Raw genomic sequence first — 18,124 nt, 5'->3', positions numbered from 1 at the left:
TAAAAAAATCACGCAGGATATAACGTGATTTTGTAGAAGTTAAACCAATAGCCCGACTATTAATATATTATCGATGAATTTAGGTCTTTTTATGTTTTTTTGACCCGAACCGCATTGAGGCCCTTCATGCCTTTTTCCAATTCAAAAGAAACCTTATCGTTTTCATCAATCTCGTCGATCAGACCACTTACATGTACGAAATATTTCTCCGAGTTCTCGCTATCGATGATAAACCCAAACCCTTTGGAGTGGTCAAAAAAGGAAACTTTGCCATTTCTAACGGGATCTTCAGGCTCCTGTTCTTCTTTTTTAGGAATTCCTAAAACAATACTTTCCGCATCGATCTTTACCTTCTTGGCGGGGTCTGGGGGAGTATCTGTAAAATGACCGTTCTCATCGACATATACCAACATATTCTCCAGTCCCCCACCTGTAGCATTGGATTTTCGCGCCTCTTTTCTTTTCTGCTTCTCTTCACGCTTCTTCAGGCGCTTTTTTTCGCGTTCTTTTTTTCCAAAGGTTTCTTGTGCTCTCGCCATTTACTCTAAATTTTGTTAATAATGATTTACGCACCAAGGGGGCGGTTGCCATTGAAATACTAAATTAACGTGCAAGGAAAAGGAAAACTTTACGATCGTAAGCCTAAGCAATTTATTCAGCGGAACAATAACAGTTACCACAAGGCAAAATACTCTTTGCCTTATCTAAGGGGTAATATTTCAAAGATAGCTTTGTATTCAATTCGATGCAAATACTTTGCGATAAAATCGGTACAAATCGCTATTTACGGTCTTTTACCCTATAAACAAATTTCAGACCGCTCCAATCGTTATCGATCGCACATACTTTCACATCTACCAATCCGTTCTTTAGAAGAAAATTGCGTATGCCATCGCGTGAGAGGTCGGTTTTTATCTTAGAACTGCCTTTTGGCCAACTGACCCATAACATACCATCTTTCTTGAGCAAAGGTTTTAGTCGAAAGGAATCTTCATAAAATTGGGTCATTTCCACACAAAAAAGGTGAATAAAGTCGGCCGTTTCGGGTTTTTCTTCCAGTATGGGACAAACCTCGGGACAACCGACCAGTAATTTTTGATAGTGAGAAGGTTCATTTGAGAAAATAACATAAAACCCCGCTTTAATGCCCAATTTTTTCACTAACGGAGTACCTGAATATCCAATTACTGTCATAAGTATAAAGGTATGCAAAGGCTTTTTTCTCTCAAAGCATTTAATAAAACTTGGTCGTTGACGTTAGAATACTAAGTAAATCGTATACGATTCATTATCTTTGTGACAATGGCCGGCAAGAAAATTTTGAGGGACCAAGTACGTGAACATCTGCTTCAACAGATGATGAGCGGTAAATTAAAAGGTGGCAAGACAATCAATTTAGCGGCATTGTCGCGTCAACTGAATGTAAGTGTTACCCCTATACGCGAGGCGCTGACGCAGTTGGAACAATCAAGAATTATCGAAGCCGTGCCTAATCGGGGGTTTATTATTGCCGAACCCAATCGTAATGAGGCCAAGGACCTATACGAATTGGTAGCTGACCTTGAAGTTATGGCCATTGAAAATTCGGTCTTCTTCCCTACCTGTGTCGAAGGACTTCGCAAGGCACAAACGGCATTCAAATCGGCCAACGATACTTTGGGTCGTATTACCGCAAAACTTGAATTTCATCGCTTGCTTACCCGTCATTATGAAAATGCTCTTGCCCAGCAAATACTTGCCGATTTGAAAACCCGCGTTTTCTTTTACGAAATGGCCCTGATGTCAGATGAGTCCATTTACGATAAGTCGGACAACCAGCATGATGGTATTATTTCGGCCATCGAAGACGATAACGTGCCTACCGCTGCCCTTATTCTAAAAATGAACTGGATGTTGATCTTGGACTACGTAGATAAACAATTGGTTTTACAACGTTGAAGATTTGGCTAATCATCCAATTCCTTTAGAATTTCCTCAGCCGAATCGGTAATATTTTTATAGCTTTTATATCCCCATTTGGTGAAGAAAAAAATGAAAGTTACGGCCAGCCCGATGCCCCCGTAGTACCAAATATTTCGGTCGACCAGAAAAAAATCCTTGTTATTGAATAGCTTTGAGAATACGGCGGCGGTGGTAAACATTAAGATGAAACTTGAGTAGGTTCCGAATTGTTGAATTTTTAACAAAACTTTCTTTTCCTTTGTATAGGATACAAGCGTTTCTTTATATGTCCTGTTCAAAATATTCAGATTCCTAACTTTTTTTAATGACCTCAATACTAGAATAGGCATTACGATCAAAAAAGCCAATGTAAATATGCCGCAAGTAATTAAATACCAAGTATCTAGTTTAAAAAAATTGACAAGAATATAAATGGCATTCAAAAAGCAGATGGCAGCCCCGATGGTTTCATAAAATGAAATGGTTCTGAACTTGTTCGAATAGCGCTGTTGCGTCATTTCCATAATAATCTTATCAGTTAGTTTTTTTTGTTGTTCCAATTCATTGCTCATCTGTGACCAAGCGGCCTGTAGTTGTTCTATTTCCATAGCTTCATGCTTTAAGACGTGATTTTAATTTTCCTTTTATTCGAGAGATCCGGGTTCCGACATTGCTCGGTGTAAGTCCTGTTATTTCTGCTATTTCCTCATATTTTTTGCCTTCCAAGAGCAATAACATGATTCCTTTTTCAAGAATATTTAATTGTCCGATCTGTTCATATAACATTTTCAACCGCTCTTCAAATTCAGCATCGTGATTGCCGGTCTCTTCGACAATAATTTTGTCCATAGAAACCGAGTACCCTCTTTTTTTATTTTTTTTGAGCTTGGTAAGCGCCGTATTCATTGCGACACGATACATCCAAGTGCTGATTTTGGCCTCTCTTCGAAAAGAATCGAACGATTTCCAAAGTTGGCACACGATGTCTTGATATAGATCTTGCTGATCCACTTTATTGTCGGTGTAAAAAGTGGTTATCTTGAATATAACTCCTTGATGTTCTTTTATGATTCGGACGAATTCCGATTCCTTGTCCATAATTTGGATTGGTTTATGGCATTAGTAACCAACGGACTTCAAAAATCACAGTTCTTGAGAGGTTTTTTGTTCAGGGGACAAAAAAGCGTGACCAGAAGCCTTATAAACTGGGCTTGGCCCAGGTACTGGCGACTGACCAAAGATGCGCCAACGAAATTTACATCGAAGGGGTCAAAAATGCTTTGAAGCTATTTTTGGTTCATGCAATATCAATCAGCGGGAAAAATACTTTTGTCGACATTGGGCAGAAGCTTGAGCGCATTTTTGTAATACACTTTTTTTAGTATTTCATCAGAAAGCCCCAAACCGTACATTGACCAAAAGGCATGATATTTTTTATAATAGGGAAAGTACTCGTCATCAGTTTCAAGTACCCTGAAATACGTTGGGAATTCCTCAGGTTTCCAACTATCCTTACCGAAGAGGATACGGTCTTGGTACTTTTCAAAGAACTTTGCGGCATTCTTGGGTTGCCGGCCCAATTCGGCAATGACCGCTCCGATACCCACATACATATTGGGCATTTCATCCATCAACTCCCCTAACCTACCCAGATTATTGGCGTACCAACCCATGTGCGCATTGATGAAATTCGTATTCGGATGTTTTTTGAACATGCGATGCTGTTCATCTATTATCTGTTGCCACGGGGCAGGATCGGTATCTGAACGTTTTCTACGGGAATGTGTCTTCAATTCCAGCCAACGTTCATTATTACTGTCCATAGGATCCCAAAAGGACTTCGGGTCCGCGGCGTGTATCAAAACAGGTATTCCCAACTCCCCGCATTTGGCCCAAATGGGGTCTAAACGAGGGTCATCTATGGCCAGGCGCTTGCCATCGGTATCTTTATAGCGCAATCCCAAGCTCTTATAGATCTTCAGACCTTTGGCACCTGCTTTTACATCTTCTTCCAGCTGCTTGGCGGCTCTATCCGCCCAATCAGCCTTGCCCACACCATCAAAATCGACATTGGCGAATACGGCAAAACGATTCGGATAGTTCGCGTTGATACTTGTTATCATCGATTTAATCCTTTCACCCGAACCGCCGCTTAGGTTGACCATTAAACCTTCATTGAGGGCATCCATATCTTGGATCATTTGTTTTAAGGCATCGGGAGACATATCCCTTTGATGACTATGGATATCTATAAAAGGGAATTTCGCTTTCTTGACCTCGTTTGTCGGTACGACCAGTGTGGAAGCGGGATTGTATTCCTCAAATCCCATTTCTTGGGATTCCATTGTCCATGAAATCAAACCTACAAACGATAAAAGGAAAAGACATTTTTTTGGCATAAGGCGTTTACTTTTGAAGTATTGGCTGAAAATACCAAAATTTCCTATATCCACTTCCCAAAAGCTTTTTAAAATTATTCAAAGGGGTCAAATGCTTGTCAACACTCTCCCTCAATCAGCTTGAAATAGTTTTTCGTAGTCTTCCGGTGTATCCAAATCTTGTTCCTTACCACCGGGATCCATGACCCTTGTATCGCCCCTGTACCAATCTAGAACATGTTTTGCACCGGTGTCTCCATTCAATCTTGATAGCATCGAAAAATACTTCTTGTCAAAAATTGCAGGTACTCCGTTCTTTTTGCCGTACTTGGTTGCAATGATGCCGTAGTTCCCCACTTCGAAAATTTTAAGAAGCCGGTTTAAATAATCCGATGAAATAAGGGGTTGGTCGCAAAGCATGATCAAAACGCCGTCCAAAGATTCATGCTCTTTCAAGATATACGCAATCCCTGTAGCCACTGAAACGCCCATTCCCTTGGCCCAATTCTTGTTTTCAAGAATGTGGACATCTGCATTTGAAATGGTATTTCGAATTTCTTCGGAATTGGCTCCCAGCACTACAAAAACGTCTTTCGAAGCGGTTTTTTTTGCCGTTTCCATGGCGTGCCCTAGCAGTGTGGTATTGTTCCAGGGTAATAATTGTTTCGCACTACCCATTCGGGAAGATTCTCCGGCGGCAAGAATGAGAATGGCAACATTTGACTTCATGTACTATGAATGGTCCCTGATTTGTCTTTGAGCGGCATGGGATCTTGCCCCCTAGTAACCGCCAGTATTTCGGAAATGATCGAAATTGCTATTTCTTGAGGTGTTTCAGCTCCGATGTTGAGGCCCGATGGGCCATGTATTCTATCAAAAAAAGTATCGGAAACTTCAGGGCACCTTTCCAAAAACTCGTTCAATAATTTTTCACGTCGCGCCGATGGCCCTAGAATGCCAAGATAAACGGCATTTGTACCCTTGAGCCGCAATAGATACTTCAAATCTTTAACATAGCTATGCGTCATCAAGATTACCGCCGTTTGGTCATCTACAGCGGTAACATCAAGTTCTTCGGGCAAACCAGAAATGAAATCTACGGCACCTGGGAAGTCCGAAACGGTTTTTTCCTCTGACGCTACGGTCGCTATGGTAACTTCCCATCCGGTCAAAGCGGCGTAACCGCATAGTTGAACCGCGTCATGCTCCGAACCGATGATCATTAATTTAAATAGCGGGGGCATTTCCTCTTTAAAAAGTTGCAAAGCGGAATTTTCCTTAAAACCATCTCGTAAATAAAAGGGCTGTCCGTCCAATTTAATTACCGAGCCAAAATCTGAATTGGATGCATCCTCGGATAAGAAATAGGATATCACCTCGAAATTTATTCGTTTTTTTAAGACCGATTCAAAGTTTGCAATGAACCTTTGCGAAGGGTCAAAGGGCTCCAATAAAATATATAGAATTCCCTCGCAGCCTAAACGATACCTGCCGTCATAGGTCATGACTTTGGCCGTGCCATCTTGAAAAACGGATTGCGCCTGACGTAACACTTCTTTTTCGACACAGCCCCCACTGACCGCCCCGATCATTTTACCATCCTCACGGATCAACATGCGCACACCGGGTTCGCGGTACGAAGAACCGTTCAGCGCGACGACCGTAGCCAAAATGGTCTTCAAACCCTCTTCTTGGGCAATCTTGAAAGCATTTATGATATTTTTCAATTCATGGGTCATGCCTACAAGTTATCAAAAATTTGTCTTCTTCACTATTCAAAAACCGCTTTCTTATTTGGTTGCTGAAAAGCTTGATTTGTCAAGATAGCACTGCACATTGGGGTGTAGCCATAAGAACGAAGCGGGCATTCGAGTGCTGATATGGCCTTTTAACAGCGCTTGCACGACGGATTCCTTACCGGTTCCGGTAACAAGTAATATTATTTTTTTCGAAGCAAGCACGTCGCCCATCCCCAAGGTTAGTCCATGAGTCGGCTTTTTTTTTAAAGTATCGACCATTGCATGTTCACGGGAAATTTTAGAAAGCTCTGCAATTTGGCAATGTGGCATGAAACTTTCTGCAGGTTCTATAAAACCGATATGCCCATTTCTTCCGAGCCCTAGAATACAGAGGTCGATAGGGCCTTGGCGCTCGATTGTAGCCTGTACCCGGTCACATTCCGCTTTTAAGTCTTCAGGATCGCTCTGAAAACCGGTATAACGTTGCGAAGGGATTTTTAATGGTTCTAGAATATTGTTTTGTATATATGACTCGCATGAACTTGGATCACTCATCTTCAAACCGACCCACTCATCCAATTTCAGGATCCTTAGTTTTTCAAAGTATTTAGGATGTTGATTTATTTCAGATCTTAATTTCCGGTAAACACCAAGTGGTGAATTTCCCGTAGCGACACCTAATAATTGTCCGGATTTTTTCTTCAATTCCGAAATTAGATAATCCGTCGCTTGTAAGCTCATCTCGTCATAGTCTGAACAATAATGAAAATCCATAGTGCCTGAATAATAAACTCACTTATTGAACCAATACGTAAACTTTAAGGTCAACGCCCAATCCCTCGGCATAAAAGGATCTATCATTTGATTATTGGTGTACACCAAGAAAAGGTCGGAAGCGGGTGCATATCGCCATTGCAGCCTTGAGTTCAGGTTGAAATTGCCTGACTGTTCGTTGTACTGAAAAAGATTGGCAAAAAACAGTTTATTGGTAAAGGTTATGTCTATTTCAGACCCGATCAGCCAAAATTCATTGGTGTTCCATGGGTCGGGCAGCCTGATATGATTGTAATTCAAATTGGCGCTCAAACTGACATAGGGCTGAAAACGATAACCCAATTCAGAGGTGAGGCTGGTGCGATTGCCATCGGCGTAATATCCACCGAAACGGGCGTCGAAGGTATAGGTAAAGAGGCTTTGCGGTTTTGATTCGTACATCCATCCAAAGGCATTCCAATTATGTTTCGAACCCACGGGCAATTCATTCATTCGCAATCCCGTTGGATCAAATGGCGATAGCAATTCCACATAATCATCCGAAATAAAAAAACTAAGATTGCTGCGATCCCGAAGCGCAAAAGAATACAATAAATAGGCCGTATGATCGGTATGTTTAAGGCTTTCGTCAAAATAATATATACCGTTCAATTCTGGCCCATGGCTGAGTATCTTTCCTCCTTTTGGAAAAAATAAGTGCCCAACCGATCCGGTAAGGTTGATATACCCGTTTCTTGGCACATAACCGACCTCGGCCGTATAATCTTTGCCCACCCATTCTTCCTGTACGCGCCAGTTCCATTTTCGACTATTGTATTCAAGATGCGCCGCCTGCGTTATACCACTATTGTTATCATCGGGCGCAAAAGACTTGAGGAAAAACATCTTTCCATTATATAGATTGTCGGAGGATGCCAAATTGTACTCGACTCCTATATTTCGGTTGTATTCGGGGTATACCGTTTTAAGCGAGTCGGTTTCTTGTGAGTAATTGAGTGATTGCTTGTTTACGAACATCATACCTATGCTAGATCTGCTGAACACTTTGCGTTGAAGGGATACCACTGCGAAATTCTGACTTGGCAGTCCCGTTTCATCGACTTTGGCCGTCTGCATATCCATAATGCCCAAGCGCCACTTTTCGTTAAGGTTGCCGCTTACCCTCGCGCCTGCTTGAATGGGAACGCCCAAACCGATTCTTCTTGAAAAGAACGGACGAATGGTCTCATAACCGAAATTTGCAAAAAGATCACTGTTCTCAAGAAAGAACTGTCTGCGCTCTGGGAAGAAAAGTTCGAAACGGTCCAAATTTGTTACCTGTCGGTCAACTTCGACCTGCGAAAAATCTGGGTTCACTGTCAGGTCAAGATTGAGCGATGAGGTAATGCTGAACTTTATGTCGCCCCCGATTTTGGCATCGTAATCGGTATCACCATTGTTTACGATATCGCGGCTAACGTTACCCAATACATAGGGGATAATCGAGAAGTTAACCCCTGGCGCTGGCGGCGGGGTATCCCAGACCAGGGTGCCGGTATAGGCCAATGAAGCGGTCGGAAATTGTCTGGGAACGGGTGTCCAGCTAGACTTTTCGGTTGACTTAAGATCTAGCCGGCTGAAGTTGATGCCCCATTCGGTAACGCCCTCTTCATATCGGATCGATTTAAAGGGAAGTGCCATTTCAAACACCCATTTATTATCATCCCGGGTTGTTTTCGAAATCCATTTGCTGTCCCAATTCAAGTCTACCCTGCCCCCATTGTACATGGTGCCGTCCCATTGGGCCCCATAGGCATTGGCCCCGAATGAAAATCCGGTAGTCTGATTGTTGAAGGGGTCCATAAAGAGTAAGAAGTTGTCGTTCTTACCGAACGAAAAATCACGGCGCAGAGACTCCACAAAATACGCACCCTTTTTGCTATGGTAAAAAGTCGCCAGCAGATAAAGGTTTTTATCGTCGTAGGCCATTCGGATTTCGGTCTGTTCGTTCGCCGGACCATCATCCATAGGAAGAACCATAAAAAAGTTTTTGGCGACATCGGTATCTTGCCAAGCTTGATCATCACCTATTCCATCAACTGTGATAGGGCCGGTTGCCTCTCTGATATGCAACCGAAAGGATTCGTTCTTTTTTTGTGATAAAACCGTTGATACGGTAAACATCAAAAAAATAAGGGCAATTAAGTATTTCAATCTATTTAGGTCTTTTGAAAATTAATGTACATAGGCTCATGGTGCCGTAAAGAGTAGGCACCAAATTATTGAAAAGTATGCAAAAGGCTTTTCCTTTTTCGTATTAATGGTCGGTTCTCTTTGGCAACGTGAAATCTACGAAATAAAGCAGTTTTCATTAACAATCTTTAACATTATATTTTTTCTACGCCTATAATTTAAATCGATTTTACCCGTTCTGATGGTTGAACGTTAAATTTTGTGAAAATGAAACCATATACCAAGTTTTTTATACTTTTCTTCAGTGCTGTTTTGGCACTTTCTTGTGGAAATGCCGATGACGATGTCAACTTCAATCTTAACTTGGGCGATGGCCTTGGCAAGGGAAAACCTGTCGATGATTGCCTTGGACTGGGAGAAGGCGATTTAGTACTTTCGATTCAGGAACAATACACCACCTTACCCGGAAAAGTATCGATTTTCTTTAAAGTATCCGATTCGGATGGAGACCCGGTACCCGGACTCACGGCCGACCAATTTACAATTTATGAGCAGGGCAGAAATGATGCCTGTTTCAACACCATATCCGCCTCGGAATCGTTGGCACGTATCTCTTCGAATGCACAAATATTCAACAATAATACCTTGTTGGTGCTCGATTTGAGCAATAGTGTATTGAGTAGCAGTCTTGCAGAACTTCAATCGGCCAGCATCAGTTTTATAGACAACTTTATGCCGACCACTGAAGAAGAATCGTTCAAAATGGCAATTTATTGGTTCGATGGTGAAAATGAACTGCATCTGTTGAATCCTTTGACAACTTCAAAACAAGAACTTATAGCTGCCATTGAAGGTATTACCGATGACATTAGCAACGACCCTTCTACAGATCTTTATGGTGCCGTAATACGCTCGACCGACATTGCCAGTGAATTACTCGCCACCAGCACCCAGGGTGGAAAGATCGGGGCCGCTTCGGTGGTTATTTTTACAGATGGTACCGATCAGGCTTCACGGTATACGAAGGATGCCGCACAACAAAAAGTCGACAATGCCGACCCGAACATTTCATTTTTTACCATCGGGCTGGGCGGTGAAATCGATACCCAGGTCCTTACCGATATCGGAAAGACCTTTAGTGTGTTCGCTGGGAACAAAGAGGAGCTTGAGAACACTTTCAACGATATTTCGTTCAGAGTATCAGAAAGGGCCAATAGTTTCTATCTTTTCGAATATTGTAGTCCAAAACGCGATGGCAGCGGTGAAAACAACTTGGCCATACAAGTTAGGGACGGCAATCGACAAGGTGCCGTACAGACCAAGTTCAACGCAACCGGATTTACTGGCGGCTGTGAATGACATTGACAGTTTCATATGCAAATAAAAAAAGGTGCTTGATGGCACCTTTTTTTATTTGCATATCTATGTGTTCATAATCAATTGATTACAGATTGGTTACATCATATACCCATATGTTTTTGGTCTTCTTTAACATCTATTCTTTCAGCTGGCGCGTATCTAGGGGTATAAATAATTAAAACACCATAAAAATGAAAAAATCGATTTTAGTAAGTTCATTGGCCGTAGTTTTTTTGGCATCATGTGTTTCGAAAAAGAAATACGTTGCTCTGGAAGATGACCTATCGAATACCAAAAGTGTACTTGCCAAGACCCAAGTCGAGAAAGAAGAATTGGAAACCAAAATGACAAAGATCGAAGCAAGGGTTGCAGAATACAATGACAAGATAAATTCCCTGAAAGATATCAATGATAGCCAATATACCTCGGTAGACGATGTTGCCGTAATGAGCAATAATACCAAGGATAAAATGCGCGCTACCTTGGCAAAGGTGGATCCAGCCAAACTTGCCGAAGCAAAAACATTGCAAGATTCCATGAATCTAGCAATTTCATACAATCTTAAAAAATCCATTTCAGATGAAGAGGATGATGTAGATGTTAGTATCGACAAGACGGTCGTTATGATCAATATTTCGGACAAGCTTTTGTTCAATAGCGGTAGTTATAGGATAAGTAACAAGGCATCTTCCATTTTGGGCAAGTTGGCCGAGGTAATCAACTCTGAGCCAAGTATGGAGGTAATGGTTGAAGGACATACCGATTCACGTACCATCAATACGGCAGTATTGCAAGACAACTGGGACCTAAGTGTCAAACGGGCCACTTCTATTGTGAGAAAACTTCAAAATGACTACAATGTGGATCCTACAAAACTAATTGCGGCGGGAAGAAGCAGCTACTTGCCCTTGGTCGAGAACGATTCTAAGGAGAATATGGCCAAAAACAGGCGCACAAAAATTGTGATCATACCTAACCTTGACAAGTTTTTCGCCCTTTTGGACGCCGAAACCTTATAACAACGGAAGTTGCATTAAAATGATTAAAAGAGCGCCTGATGGCGCTCTTTTTTTGCTTGGACTCCACATAATACTCATTGCCAGCCATGGTGTTTATGGGCCTTCTGTGTAACAAATGATGACATCTCATCCAATAAAAAGCGCATTTCATCAAAAAATTACAATATGGGGTCGGGTCTTTAAGGCAATAATTGTTTCTTACACAACTAACCGCCCCCAACTTTTATTACCACCTACATCCTAAAGACTATGATGTTGTATAATCTTGTCGGTCGAAAGACTGGCACAAAACGAAGAAATCATGGATGTATTCAGCGAAATTATTCAAAAAAGTGCCCTCGGAATCATGTCTAGGCCTTACAAGGCGGCTACCTTATTGTTATTTTCCGCTATTGTGACCATGCTAATGACCATGCTGGTCATTTTGTTGATACATGGTCCGGCGATGGTAATTAGATTTGGTTACTAGAAAGTTTGCGGCATATTTCGATGAGCGGTCTTGATCGTAAGAGATCGACTTACCGCCTATAGATCATTGCATTGCCAGAACCACCCTTGCCCGTTCTTACATTTATTAAAAAACCATTGATAACGGCGTATTCAAAGGTGCCGTTTCGTTCCAAAAGAAATGTCGGGTTTATGCCAACTTCTAAATGAAAATTTGGAATCTCGTATTTTTCACTGATAATATGAATGGGATATGGAGATTCCAATAATTCGCTGGGAATATTCTTGACCCTGATATAAGTATATCCGGATTTCAAAAGCGAATCCATATTCAATGTTTCTAGGTCTTTTACCGAATTTACAAGTTCAGGATAAACCCTGCCTTGCAGCAACTTGAAGCCCGTGGCATCAAAGGTTTCATAGCCGTAATAGGTCGAAAGGTCTCCTTGGTCCAAAATTCGGCTACTGTACCAAAAGTCGTTATTTCCTTCTTTATCGACTTCTAAATGGTTAATACCTAAATCGAGAACATAATCCTTTCCCATCAATGCATAGGTGGCATTCTCGATTTTCAGATCGAACATCTTTCTGTCATTCTCTGGAATCTTTTCATAATCTTCCAAAGCAATATTTTTATAACTGCCATTGGCAATGGTGTAAATGGCCGAAAGAATGGAAACATAGTTCAATTTGCGGATCTCTTGTTTCTCGATATCGTTCGCATAGCCGCCCGATTCGATTAAAATGGTACTCGTACCCCATTTTTGTATGTTATCGCCGAAGGCCCGTGGTTCGAAATCATCATTATATCGCCCTACTTGACCGGGGGCGTATTTTTGGATGATGTTGTTCATAAAAACAATGATTTTCATGGCATCGCCCCTGACTTCGTTTATTTCTTTTTCATAATTATATGCCGGGGCCAAATAGGAAACCGTCGCCGGTTTTTCGGTTCTTTCCGCATTATAATATCTGCTTTGGTCGTGCAGGTTGAAGCCGAAATCGGCCTCAAGACTGTCACGCACCTTTTTTAAGGTTTGGCCTTCTGGGGACTGTAATCGCAGGGCATCACGGTTGATATCGATTCCCAAAAGATTCCTTCTCTGAAAACGTTCTGCACCATCAGGATTCAACATGGGTAGAAAATGTAACGTCAGGTTACCAAGTATCGCTTGCTTCTCTTCCATGAAATCGTCGCTATCCAGAAAATTGAAAATATCAAAAATAGCTTGCGTTGCCGTCGGTTCATCGCCATGCATCTGTGACCAAAGAAAGACATCGGTTTTGCCCGAACCGACACTTATAAGATTTAGGCTTCTGCCTTCGATCGACCTACCGACCTTTTTGACCGTAAAATCAGGATTTATTTGATACTTCGCAATTAATGCTTGTATCTCATGATGTTTGATGCGACGTTTGTCAAGACTCGGCTCTTTGTATTTGGAATAGGTTTCGTAAAGGGAACTAGTAATATCCTTTTCTTGGGCTTGAGCAATGAAACATATAAATAATAGTATTGGAAGGCAGTATTTATTAATTGACATCGATATCCTTTTTTTCAGGTACGGGTTTGAAATTTAAATTTTTGGTCGCATTGCGCACTTTTTGCATAAAATCTTCGCCTGGATCGGTCTTCTTGGTACGGTAGCCCGAATCTTTTTCAAGCCAAAGCTGATGCCCTTCAAAGTTAGTGTATTCATAGTGGCCGATCAAGTATTCGATATCGTATTTTTTGGCCAAATATTTCACCAGCCAAATGTTGGATTTCAATTGCGCGTTGGTCAGAGGAAGGTCTTCCGTACCTCCAATGTTCTCGATTCCTATGGCGCAATGGTTGAGACCGATAACATGGCGGGCCATAGTGGTTTCAGGTAGTAGTTGGTAAATCGCGCCATCGCGATCTACCATGAATTGCGAAGAAACGTTCAGGTCTCCTGCGGAATTAAGGTCCGGCCTTGAGTTCTCTAGGGTCGGGGGGTCAAAAGTCTTGAACGACTCTTCAAGTGTGGGAATGACCGTCCAATGCAGTACGATCATTTTCGGAATTATGCTAGGCGCGTCCTTTTTAATTCCGTAGTGATCCTCTAAATACCTTAGTGAAAGTTCTTTTCGTTGGTCGTTAAAGGTAATCGGTCTGTCAATGACCTCTCTTGTAGATGTACAGCCCGCAATGAAAACCAAAAAGATAAGGGTTACCGTTTTATTCATTTGCATCTATTTGTAAACTGTCATTCAAAACCGCATATAGAATGGTGAGTTTTTTTCTCCCCCACTCCCTGGCCTTTTTTACGTCCTTGCCCATATACAGGTCGATGCGGTTGCTCCATCTTGAATGCATTTTGTCCTTCACAAGATAAATACTGTCCAATCCTTCGATTTTTATCTGTGTATTGTGCGTTAACCCTAATTGCAAGAGATCGCGGGAAACCGCAACGCTTTTCATTCCAGGTTTCAAAGTATCTCCCCAGGCCGCTATGTTCGGATTTCCCGAGGTCTGCCAAGAAACCGAATTGTAGGCCGAAACCGTTACCTCGAGCGGTTTCCAAATGTATTTTTCCTTTTCCTCCTTACAAGCAGAGAAAAAAGACAGCACTCCCAATAGTATGATTGTTTTAAAAGTCAAAAGTTGTTGCCCTATATGTTCTCAAGAATACGTATCGTATTTCATATCGCTATATTAGCAAATTAATAGCAGACCCTAACATTTGTATACATTGATGAAAAGTAAAAAACGTTTTCTTCTTGCGGTGTTCTTCATATTGATTATTGTAATCGCCTACAACTATCCGAAATTGAACATCATTTCGGGTTATGCATCCAAGAATATGGCTTCAAGTGTTTTCGTAGCGGAGCGAAGTGCTGGTTCAATCGAAGAAAACGACAATAATGTACCCTTGATCAAACTGGCGGATGTTGAAATGCGGGAAAACACGGCTAGCGCTACGGTATTCGGATTGATGGAACGCAGAACGATCTGTAGGGACGGACTGGGGTGCGTTTTGATCAACAATAATTATGATCCGAAGAAGAATATTTTAAGACCCAATAGAAATACAGTAGACAGTCTTGCTTACTATCCCTTCGAAAATCGTGTCACCGATAATGTCTTCTTTGACAATGTCGATTATGACCTATTGGAAAAGGCCGTTGATGGCGCGTTTGCCAATGCGGAGGTACAAAAGACACGAACGGTATTGGTCGCTTACAAAAATAAACTGCTCACGGAAAGGTATGCGGATGGATTTACCCCTGAAACCCCGATTTTAGGGTGGAGCATGACCAAGAGCGTTTTGGCCACTTTATATGGCATATTGGAATATCAGGGCAGATTAAATATGAACTACCGGCCATTCAAGGAGCTCGCTTTGGTCGATTCGACCGGTACTGACCCACGGGAAATCATTACGCTTGACGATCTTTTGCGAATGTCAAGCGGATTGGCATGGAACGAAGACTACACCCAGATTTCAGACGTAACGAAAATGCTCTTTTTGGACGAGGACATGACACAAGCGCAGCAAGAGACCGATTTTAATCCGAAAGACCATGGAAAAGTATGGAATTATTCATCAGGAACTTCCAATCTACTTTCCGGAATTCTTAGAAAACAGTTCAAAAACCATCAAGAATATCTCGATTTTCCTTATTCGGCACTTATCGATAAAATAGGAATGTACTCCATGTTGGTCGAAACCGACATGGCCGGCAACTTTGTGGGTTCGTCATACGGGTGGGCAAGCACACGTGACTGGGCCAAATTCGGACTATTGTACCTGAACAAAGGCAATTGGAACGGCGAGCGGTTGTTCGATTCGCAATGGGTCGATTATGTAACTAGGCCCACACCTTTGTCCAACGGCACTTATGGCGCCCACTTTTGGTTGAACGCCAACGGAAAATATCCCGATGTTCCTAAAGATCTGTATTCGGCCAATGGATATCAAGGCCAGTATGTTTTTATCGTCCCCTCAAAAGACCTGGTCGTCGTACGCACGGGTCTTGCCGAGTCGCCTGATTTTGATGTCAACGGTTTTCTAAAAGAAGTTCTTGCGGCTATTGATTGAAAGATGGCACCGGGCCTGTAAATTTAAAACCATGGCTTGACATAACTATTTAAAAATCATTTCTGGGTCAAATATCAGAAATCATACATTTCACAACAGAATTGCAGGTGCTCACAACAATAGTTTCTTTTTTCGGTATGCAGCCCCTAAGTTTACCATGTAATTAGTTAGCGAATAATTTTTTCATTTTCATATAGTGTTCTCGTAAAAGAGTCCTGATCGTAAAGACGGGGCTCTTTTTAGTTACAGCCTCCCCTAGCCTCTCCAAAAAAAAGGGAGTCAATAACTTTTGAAGTAACAAATCCTGGTTTTTAGTTCGAACCTAGGGAATCCAATTGTTCTTTCCGAAATCGGGTCTTCGTTTTTCCAAAAAGGCATTACGACCTTCTTCGGCCTCGTCGGTCATGTAGGCTAGTCTTGTGGCCTCACCTGCAAAGACCTGTTGGCCTACCATACCGTCATCGGTTAGGTTCATGGCGAATTTGAGCATCTTGATCGATGTCGGCGATTTTTGCAAGACCTCTTGAGCCCATTGGTAGGCCGTATCTTCCAATTCATCATGGGGCACCACGGCATTTACCATGCCCATTTCATAGGCTTCTTGCGCCGAATAGTTACGGCCTAGAAAGAAGATTTCACGCGCCTTTTTTTGCCCTACCATTTTGGCGAGATAGGCAGAGCCATAACCCCCGTCAAAACTAGTGACATCGGCATCGGTCTGTTTGAATATGGCATGTTCCTTACTGGCCAAGGTCATATCACAGACAACGTGCAGGCTATGCCCTCCGCCGACGGCCCAACCCGGCACAACGGCAATGACGACTTTTGGCATGAACCTGATCTGCCGCTGTACTTCTAATATATTGAGGCGGTGCATACCGTCTTCACCTACATAACCTTGGTGTCCCCTTGATTTTTGGTCGCCCCCACTACAGAATGAGTAAACACCATCTTTTGGCGAAGGTCCTTCCGCGGAAAGTAGTACAACTCCTATCGAAGTATCTTCTTGCGCATCGTAAAAGGCCTGATAAAGTTCACTGGTGGTCTTGGGCCGAAAAGCATTGCGCACTTCAGGTCGGTTAAAAGCAATGCGGGCTACCCCGTTACTTTTTTTATAGGTAATATCTTCAAATTCTTTTGCGGTCTGCCAATTGGGTTTTTGCATGGTCATATCTTTTGATGCTTACAAAGTAACGCATTTTGACAAAAAGAGCGGCGCTCTGCAGTACATGTAAGTTCGTTGACCAAAACCCTTGAAACTGAGCAAGAATTCGTTTAACTTCGTCTATTCAACGATATGGCCCATTAATTGAAAAAGCAATTGAAATTATCAAAAACAACAATGTTTGGCCATATTGCTCTTTTTCTATCGATTATTTCCTTCGGTCGGGTTGTAGGACAAGATACCATTCCGTTCAGCCTGAACAGCGATAACAATATTATTATAAAAGGGGTTGTTAATGATGTTGACAGTCTTGACCTGATGCTTCATACCGCGGCGAATGTTTTTACGATTACAAAAGAATCTGCATTACGCATTAAAAGTGTGCGTTTTGAAAACAAGGACAGTATTGACAGTTGGGGAGGAAACAACGAAACCGTATTCAGTAAAAACAATACTTTGAAATTGACGGATGAAATTTCATTCGATTCGCTACACATTTGGCAAAATGATTACTCGGGAAAGACCACGGACGGAAAAATTGGTCTCAACTTATTTGCCGACAAAGTGGTCGAAATAAATTTTGAAAAACAAATAGTGGTTCTAAAAAATGTAACGGACAAGATTTCCAAAGACAATAGAACGGTTAAACTCTACGCCCAAAACGATTTATACTTTGTGGAAGGTGGTCTATTGATTGGAAGTGATACGATTGCGAATAAATATCTAATTCATTCGGGATACGCAGGAGGCATTCTTCTTGATGATGAATTTTCTTCCAAAAATAATATTGCCCAGAAAATTGAAATAACCAATGAGCAAGATTTAAAGGATTCCTATGGCAACATTCTAAAAACATACAATGGCACTCTAAATCAATTTATACTTGGCAATAATTGTATCGAAAAATGTGAAATTTCATTTTTTTCAGGAAGTATTGGAAAGCAAAAAATGAGCGTTATCGGAACGGCAATTATCAGCAAGTTCAACTGGATTTTTGATATAAAAAACAACCTTGTTTACTTGAGGAGGATATGAAAATTACAAGCAACTGACTATTTGTATGAAT

19 protein-coding genes are annotated in these 18,124 nt (G+C 41.7%); 6 read left to right on the top strand and 13 right to left on the bottom strand.

Annotated features, from left to right (window positions below; all coding sequences use genetic code 11):
- Nucleotides 1-89: 89 nt before the first annotated feature.
- Both ACEZ3G_RS10265 and ACEZ3G_RS10260 read right to left on the bottom strand, forming a co-directional pair.
- Nucleotides 90-539: a cold shock domain-containing protein gene (locus ACEZ3G_RS10265; RefSeq protein ID WP_432425397.1), complete on the bottom strand. Its 450-nt coding sequence runs from the start codon at nucleotides 537-539 to the stop codon at nucleotides 90-92.
- 241 nt (nucleotides 540-780) lie between these two features.
- On the bottom strand, nucleotides 781-1,194 hold the full coding sequence (locus tag ACEZ3G_RS10260; protein WP_432425396.1) for a DUF3052 domain-containing protein: 414 nt from the start codon (nucleotides 1,192-1,194) through the stop codon (nucleotides 781-783).
- A gap of 108 nt (nucleotides 1,195-1,302) precedes the next feature.
- Here ACEZ3G_RS10260 and ACEZ3G_RS10255 point away from each other — a divergent pair, with 108 nt between their 5' ends.
- Complete coding sequence (locus ACEZ3G_RS10255; RefSeq protein WP_432425395.1) at nucleotides 1,303-1,938, top strand: GntR family transcriptional regulator; 636 nt, start codon at nucleotides 1,303-1,305, stop codon at nucleotides 1,936-1,938.
- Nucleotides 1,939-1,946: 8 nt separating this feature from the next.
- Here the strand turns inward: ACEZ3G_RS10255 and ACEZ3G_RS10250 are convergent, their stop codons facing one another.
- From ACEZ3G_RS10250 to ACEZ3G_RS10220, 7 genes are all read right to left on the bottom strand, one after another.
- On the bottom strand, nucleotides 1,947-2,549 hold the full coding sequence (locus tag ACEZ3G_RS10250) for a hypothetical protein (protein ID WP_432425394.1): 603 nt from the start codon (nucleotides 2,547-2,549) through the stop codon (nucleotides 1,947-1,949).
- A gap of 4 nt (nucleotides 2,550-2,553) precedes the next feature.
- Nucleotides 2,554-3,039 carry an RNA polymerase sigma factor gene (locus ACEZ3G_RS10245; RefSeq protein ID WP_432425393.1) on the bottom strand — a complete coding sequence of 162 codons (486 nt, stop codon included), beginning with the start codon at nucleotides 3,037-3,039 and terminating at the stop codon, nucleotides 2,554-2,556.
- Nucleotides 3,040-3,248: 209 nt separating this feature from the next.
- Nucleotides 3,249-4,340 carry an amidohydrolase family protein gene (locus tag ACEZ3G_RS10240; RefSeq protein WP_432425392.1) on the bottom strand — a complete coding sequence of 364 codons (1,092 nt, stop codon included), beginning with the start codon at nucleotides 4,338-4,340 and terminating at the stop codon, nucleotides 3,249-3,251.
- Nucleotides 4,341-4,451: 111 nt separating this feature from the next.
- The gene (locus ACEZ3G_RS10235) at nucleotides 4,452-5,048 is read right to left on the bottom strand and encodes a nucleotidyltransferase family protein (RefSeq protein ID WP_432425391.1); all 597 of its coding nucleotides are present in this window, start codon (nucleotides 5,046-5,048) and stop codon (nucleotides 4,452-4,454) included.
- Nucleotides 5,045-6,058, bottom strand: a complete 1,014-nt coding sequence (locus tag ACEZ3G_RS10230) for an XdhC family protein (RefSeq protein ID WP_432425390.1) — start codon at nucleotides 6,056-6,058, stop codon at nucleotides 5,045-5,047. The genes ACEZ3G_RS10235 and ACEZ3G_RS10230 overlap by 4 nt, the downstream gene beginning before the upstream one ends.
- A gap of 51 nt (nucleotides 6,059-6,109) precedes the next feature.
- A complete protein-coding gene (locus ACEZ3G_RS10225; RefSeq protein ID WP_432425389.1) occupies nucleotides 6,110-6,832 on the bottom strand; it encodes a galactosamine-6-phosphate isomerase in 723 nt (240 codons plus the stop codon).
- Nucleotides 6,833-6,850: 18 nt separating this feature from the next.
- A complete protein-coding gene (locus ACEZ3G_RS10220) occupies nucleotides 6,851-9,025 on the bottom strand; it encodes a DUF5916 domain-containing protein (protein WP_432425388.1) in 2,175 nt (724 codons plus the stop codon).
- Between the two features lie 246 nt (nucleotides 9,026-9,271).
- Here ACEZ3G_RS10220 and ACEZ3G_RS10215 point away from each other — a divergent pair, with 246 nt between their 5' ends.
- The 3 genes from ACEZ3G_RS10215 (at nucleotide 9,272) to ACEZ3G_RS10205 (ending at nucleotide 11,851) form a co-directional block, all read left to right on the top strand.
- On the top strand, nucleotides 9,272-10,363 hold the full coding sequence (locus ACEZ3G_RS10215; RefSeq protein WP_432425387.1) for a vWA domain-containing protein: 1,092 nt from the start codon (nucleotides 9,272-9,274) through the stop codon (nucleotides 10,361-10,363).
- A gap of 191 nt (nucleotides 10,364-10,554) precedes the next feature.
- On the top strand, nucleotides 10,555-11,382 hold the full coding sequence (locus tag ACEZ3G_RS10210) for an OmpA/MotB family protein (RefSeq protein WP_432425386.1): 828 nt from the start codon (nucleotides 10,555-10,557) through the stop codon (nucleotides 11,380-11,382).
- Between the two features lie 301 nt (nucleotides 11,383-11,683).
- Nucleotides 11,684-11,851, top strand: a complete 168-nt coding sequence (locus ACEZ3G_RS10205; protein WP_432425385.1) for a hypothetical protein — start codon at nucleotides 11,684-11,686, stop codon at nucleotides 11,849-11,851.
- A gap of 49 nt (nucleotides 11,852-11,900) precedes the next feature.
- On the opposite strand, the gene ACEZ3G_RS10200 is transcribed toward ACEZ3G_RS10205, so the two are convergent.
- The 3 genes from ACEZ3G_RS10200 to ACEZ3G_RS10190 are packed head-to-tail and all read right to left on the bottom strand — an operon-like array spanning nucleotide 11,901 to nucleotide 14,452.
- Nucleotides 11,901-13,373 (bottom strand): M14 family metallopeptidase, encoded by a 1,473-nt coding sequence (locus ACEZ3G_RS10200; RefSeq protein ID WP_432425384.1) that lies wholly within the window; start codon nucleotides 13,371-13,373, stop codon nucleotides 11,901-11,903.
- A complete protein-coding gene (locus tag ACEZ3G_RS10195) occupies nucleotides 13,363-14,037 on the bottom strand; it encodes an N-acetylmuramoyl-L-alanine amidase (protein WP_432425383.1) in 675 nt (224 codons plus the stop codon). The genes ACEZ3G_RS10200 and ACEZ3G_RS10195 overlap by 11 nt, the downstream gene beginning before the upstream one ends.
- Nucleotides 14,030-14,452 carry a 3D domain-containing protein gene (locus ACEZ3G_RS10190; RefSeq protein ID WP_432425382.1) on the bottom strand — a complete coding sequence of 141 codons (423 nt, stop codon included), beginning with the start codon at nucleotides 14,450-14,452 and terminating at the stop codon, nucleotides 14,030-14,032. Before ACEZ3G_RS10190 ends, ACEZ3G_RS10195 begins: the two co-directional genes overlap by 8 nt.
- A gap of 94 nt (nucleotides 14,453-14,546) precedes the next feature.
- Here ACEZ3G_RS10190 and ACEZ3G_RS10185 point away from each other — a divergent pair, with 94 nt between their 5' ends.
- On the top strand, nucleotides 14,547-15,893 hold the full coding sequence (locus tag ACEZ3G_RS10185; RefSeq protein WP_432425381.1) for a serine hydrolase domain-containing protein: 1,347 nt from the start codon (nucleotides 14,547-14,549) through the stop codon (nucleotides 15,891-15,893).
- Nucleotides 15,894-16,215: 322 nt separating this feature from the next.
- Here the strand turns inward: ACEZ3G_RS10185 and ACEZ3G_RS10180 are convergent, their stop codons facing one another.
- Entirely contained in the window at nucleotides 16,216-17,058 is an 843-nt protein-coding gene (locus ACEZ3G_RS10180; RefSeq protein ID WP_432425380.1) for a 1,4-dihydroxy-2-naphthoyl-CoA synthase, read from the bottom strand.
- Nucleotides 17,059-17,235: 177 nt separating this feature from the next.
- On the opposite strand from ACEZ3G_RS10180, the gene ACEZ3G_RS10175 reads away from it, so the two are divergent.
- Complete coding sequence (locus tag ACEZ3G_RS10175; RefSeq protein ID WP_432425379.1) at nucleotides 17,236-18,093, top strand: hypothetical protein; 858 nt, start codon at nucleotides 17,236-17,238, stop codon at nucleotides 18,091-18,093.
- Nucleotides 18,094-18,124: the final 31 nt, after the last annotated feature.

The organism is Meishania litoralis (assembly GCF_042611095.1).
GTDB classification, from domain to species: Bacteria; Bacteroidota; Bacteroidia; order Flavobacteriales; family Flavobacteriaceae; genus Meishania; species Meishania litoralis.
The sequence above is the reverse complement of the archived record's forward strand: the minus strand, read 5'-3'. Positions and strand labels throughout refer to the sequence as shown.

Excerpts from the sequence above, each read along its gene's own strand:
- ACEZ3G_RS10265 (WP_432425397.1), bottom strand. The coding sequence starts at position 539 with ATGGCGAGAGCACAAGAAACCTTTGGAAAAAAAGAACGCGAAAAAAAG.
- ACEZ3G_RS10260 (WP_432425396.1), bottom strand. The coding sequence starts at position 1,194 with ATGACAGTAATTGGATATTCAGGTACTCCGTTAGTGAAAAAATTGGGC.
- ACEZ3G_RS10255 (WP_432425395.1), top strand. The coding sequence starts at position 1,303 with ATGGCCGGCAAGAAAATTTTGAGGGACCAAGTACGTGAACATCTGCTT.
- ACEZ3G_RS10250 (WP_432425394.1), bottom strand. The coding sequence starts at position 2,549 with ATGGAAATAGAACAACTACAGGCCGCTTGGTCACAGATGAGCAATGAA.
- ACEZ3G_RS10245 (WP_432425393.1), bottom strand. The coding sequence starts at position 3,039 with ATGGACAAGGAATCGGAATTCGTCCGAATCATAAAAGAACATCAAGGA.
- ACEZ3G_RS10240 (WP_432425392.1), bottom strand. The coding sequence starts at position 4,340 with ATGCCAAAAAAATGTCTTTTCCTTTTATCGTTTGTAGGTTTGATTTCA.
- ACEZ3G_RS10235 (WP_432425391.1), bottom strand. The coding sequence starts at position 5,048 with ATGAAGTCAAATGTTGCCATTCTCATTCTTGCCGCCGGAGAATCTTCC.
- ACEZ3G_RS10230 (WP_432425390.1), bottom strand. The coding sequence starts at position 6,058 with ATGACCCATGAATTGAAAAATATCATAAATGCTTTCAAGATTGCCCAA.
- ACEZ3G_RS10225 (WP_432425389.1), bottom strand. The coding sequence starts at position 6,832 with ATGGATTTTCATTATTGTTCAGACTATGACGAGATGAGCTTACAAGCG.
- ACEZ3G_RS10215 (WP_432425387.1), top strand. The coding sequence starts at position 9,272 with ATGAAACCATATACCAAGTTTTTTATACTTTTCTTCAGTGCTGTTTTG.
- ACEZ3G_RS10210 (WP_432425386.1), top strand. The coding sequence starts at position 10,555 with ATGAAAAAATCGATTTTAGTAAGTTCATTGGCCGTAGTTTTTTTGGCA.
- ACEZ3G_RS10205 (WP_432425385.1), top strand. The coding sequence starts at position 11,684 with ATGGATGTATTCAGCGAAATTATTCAAAAAAGTGCCCTCGGAATCATG.
- ACEZ3G_RS10200 (WP_432425384.1), bottom strand. The coding sequence starts at position 13,373 with ATGTCAATTAATAAATACTGCCTTCCAATACTATTATTTATATGTTTC.
- ACEZ3G_RS10195 (WP_432425383.1), bottom strand. The coding sequence starts at position 14,037 with ATGAATAAAACGGTAACCCTTATCTTTTTGGTTTTCATTGCGGGCTGT.
- ACEZ3G_RS10185 (WP_432425381.1), top strand. The coding sequence starts at position 14,547 with ATGAAAAGTAAAAAACGTTTTCTTCTTGCGGTGTTCTTCATATTGATT.
- ACEZ3G_RS10180 (WP_432425380.1), bottom strand. The coding sequence starts at position 17,058 with ATGCAAAAACCCAATTGGCAGACCGCAAAAGAATTTGAAGATATTACC.
- ACEZ3G_RS10175 (WP_432425379.1), top strand. The coding sequence starts at position 17,236 with ATGTTTGGCCATATTGCTCTTTTTCTATCGATTATTTCCTTCGGTCGG.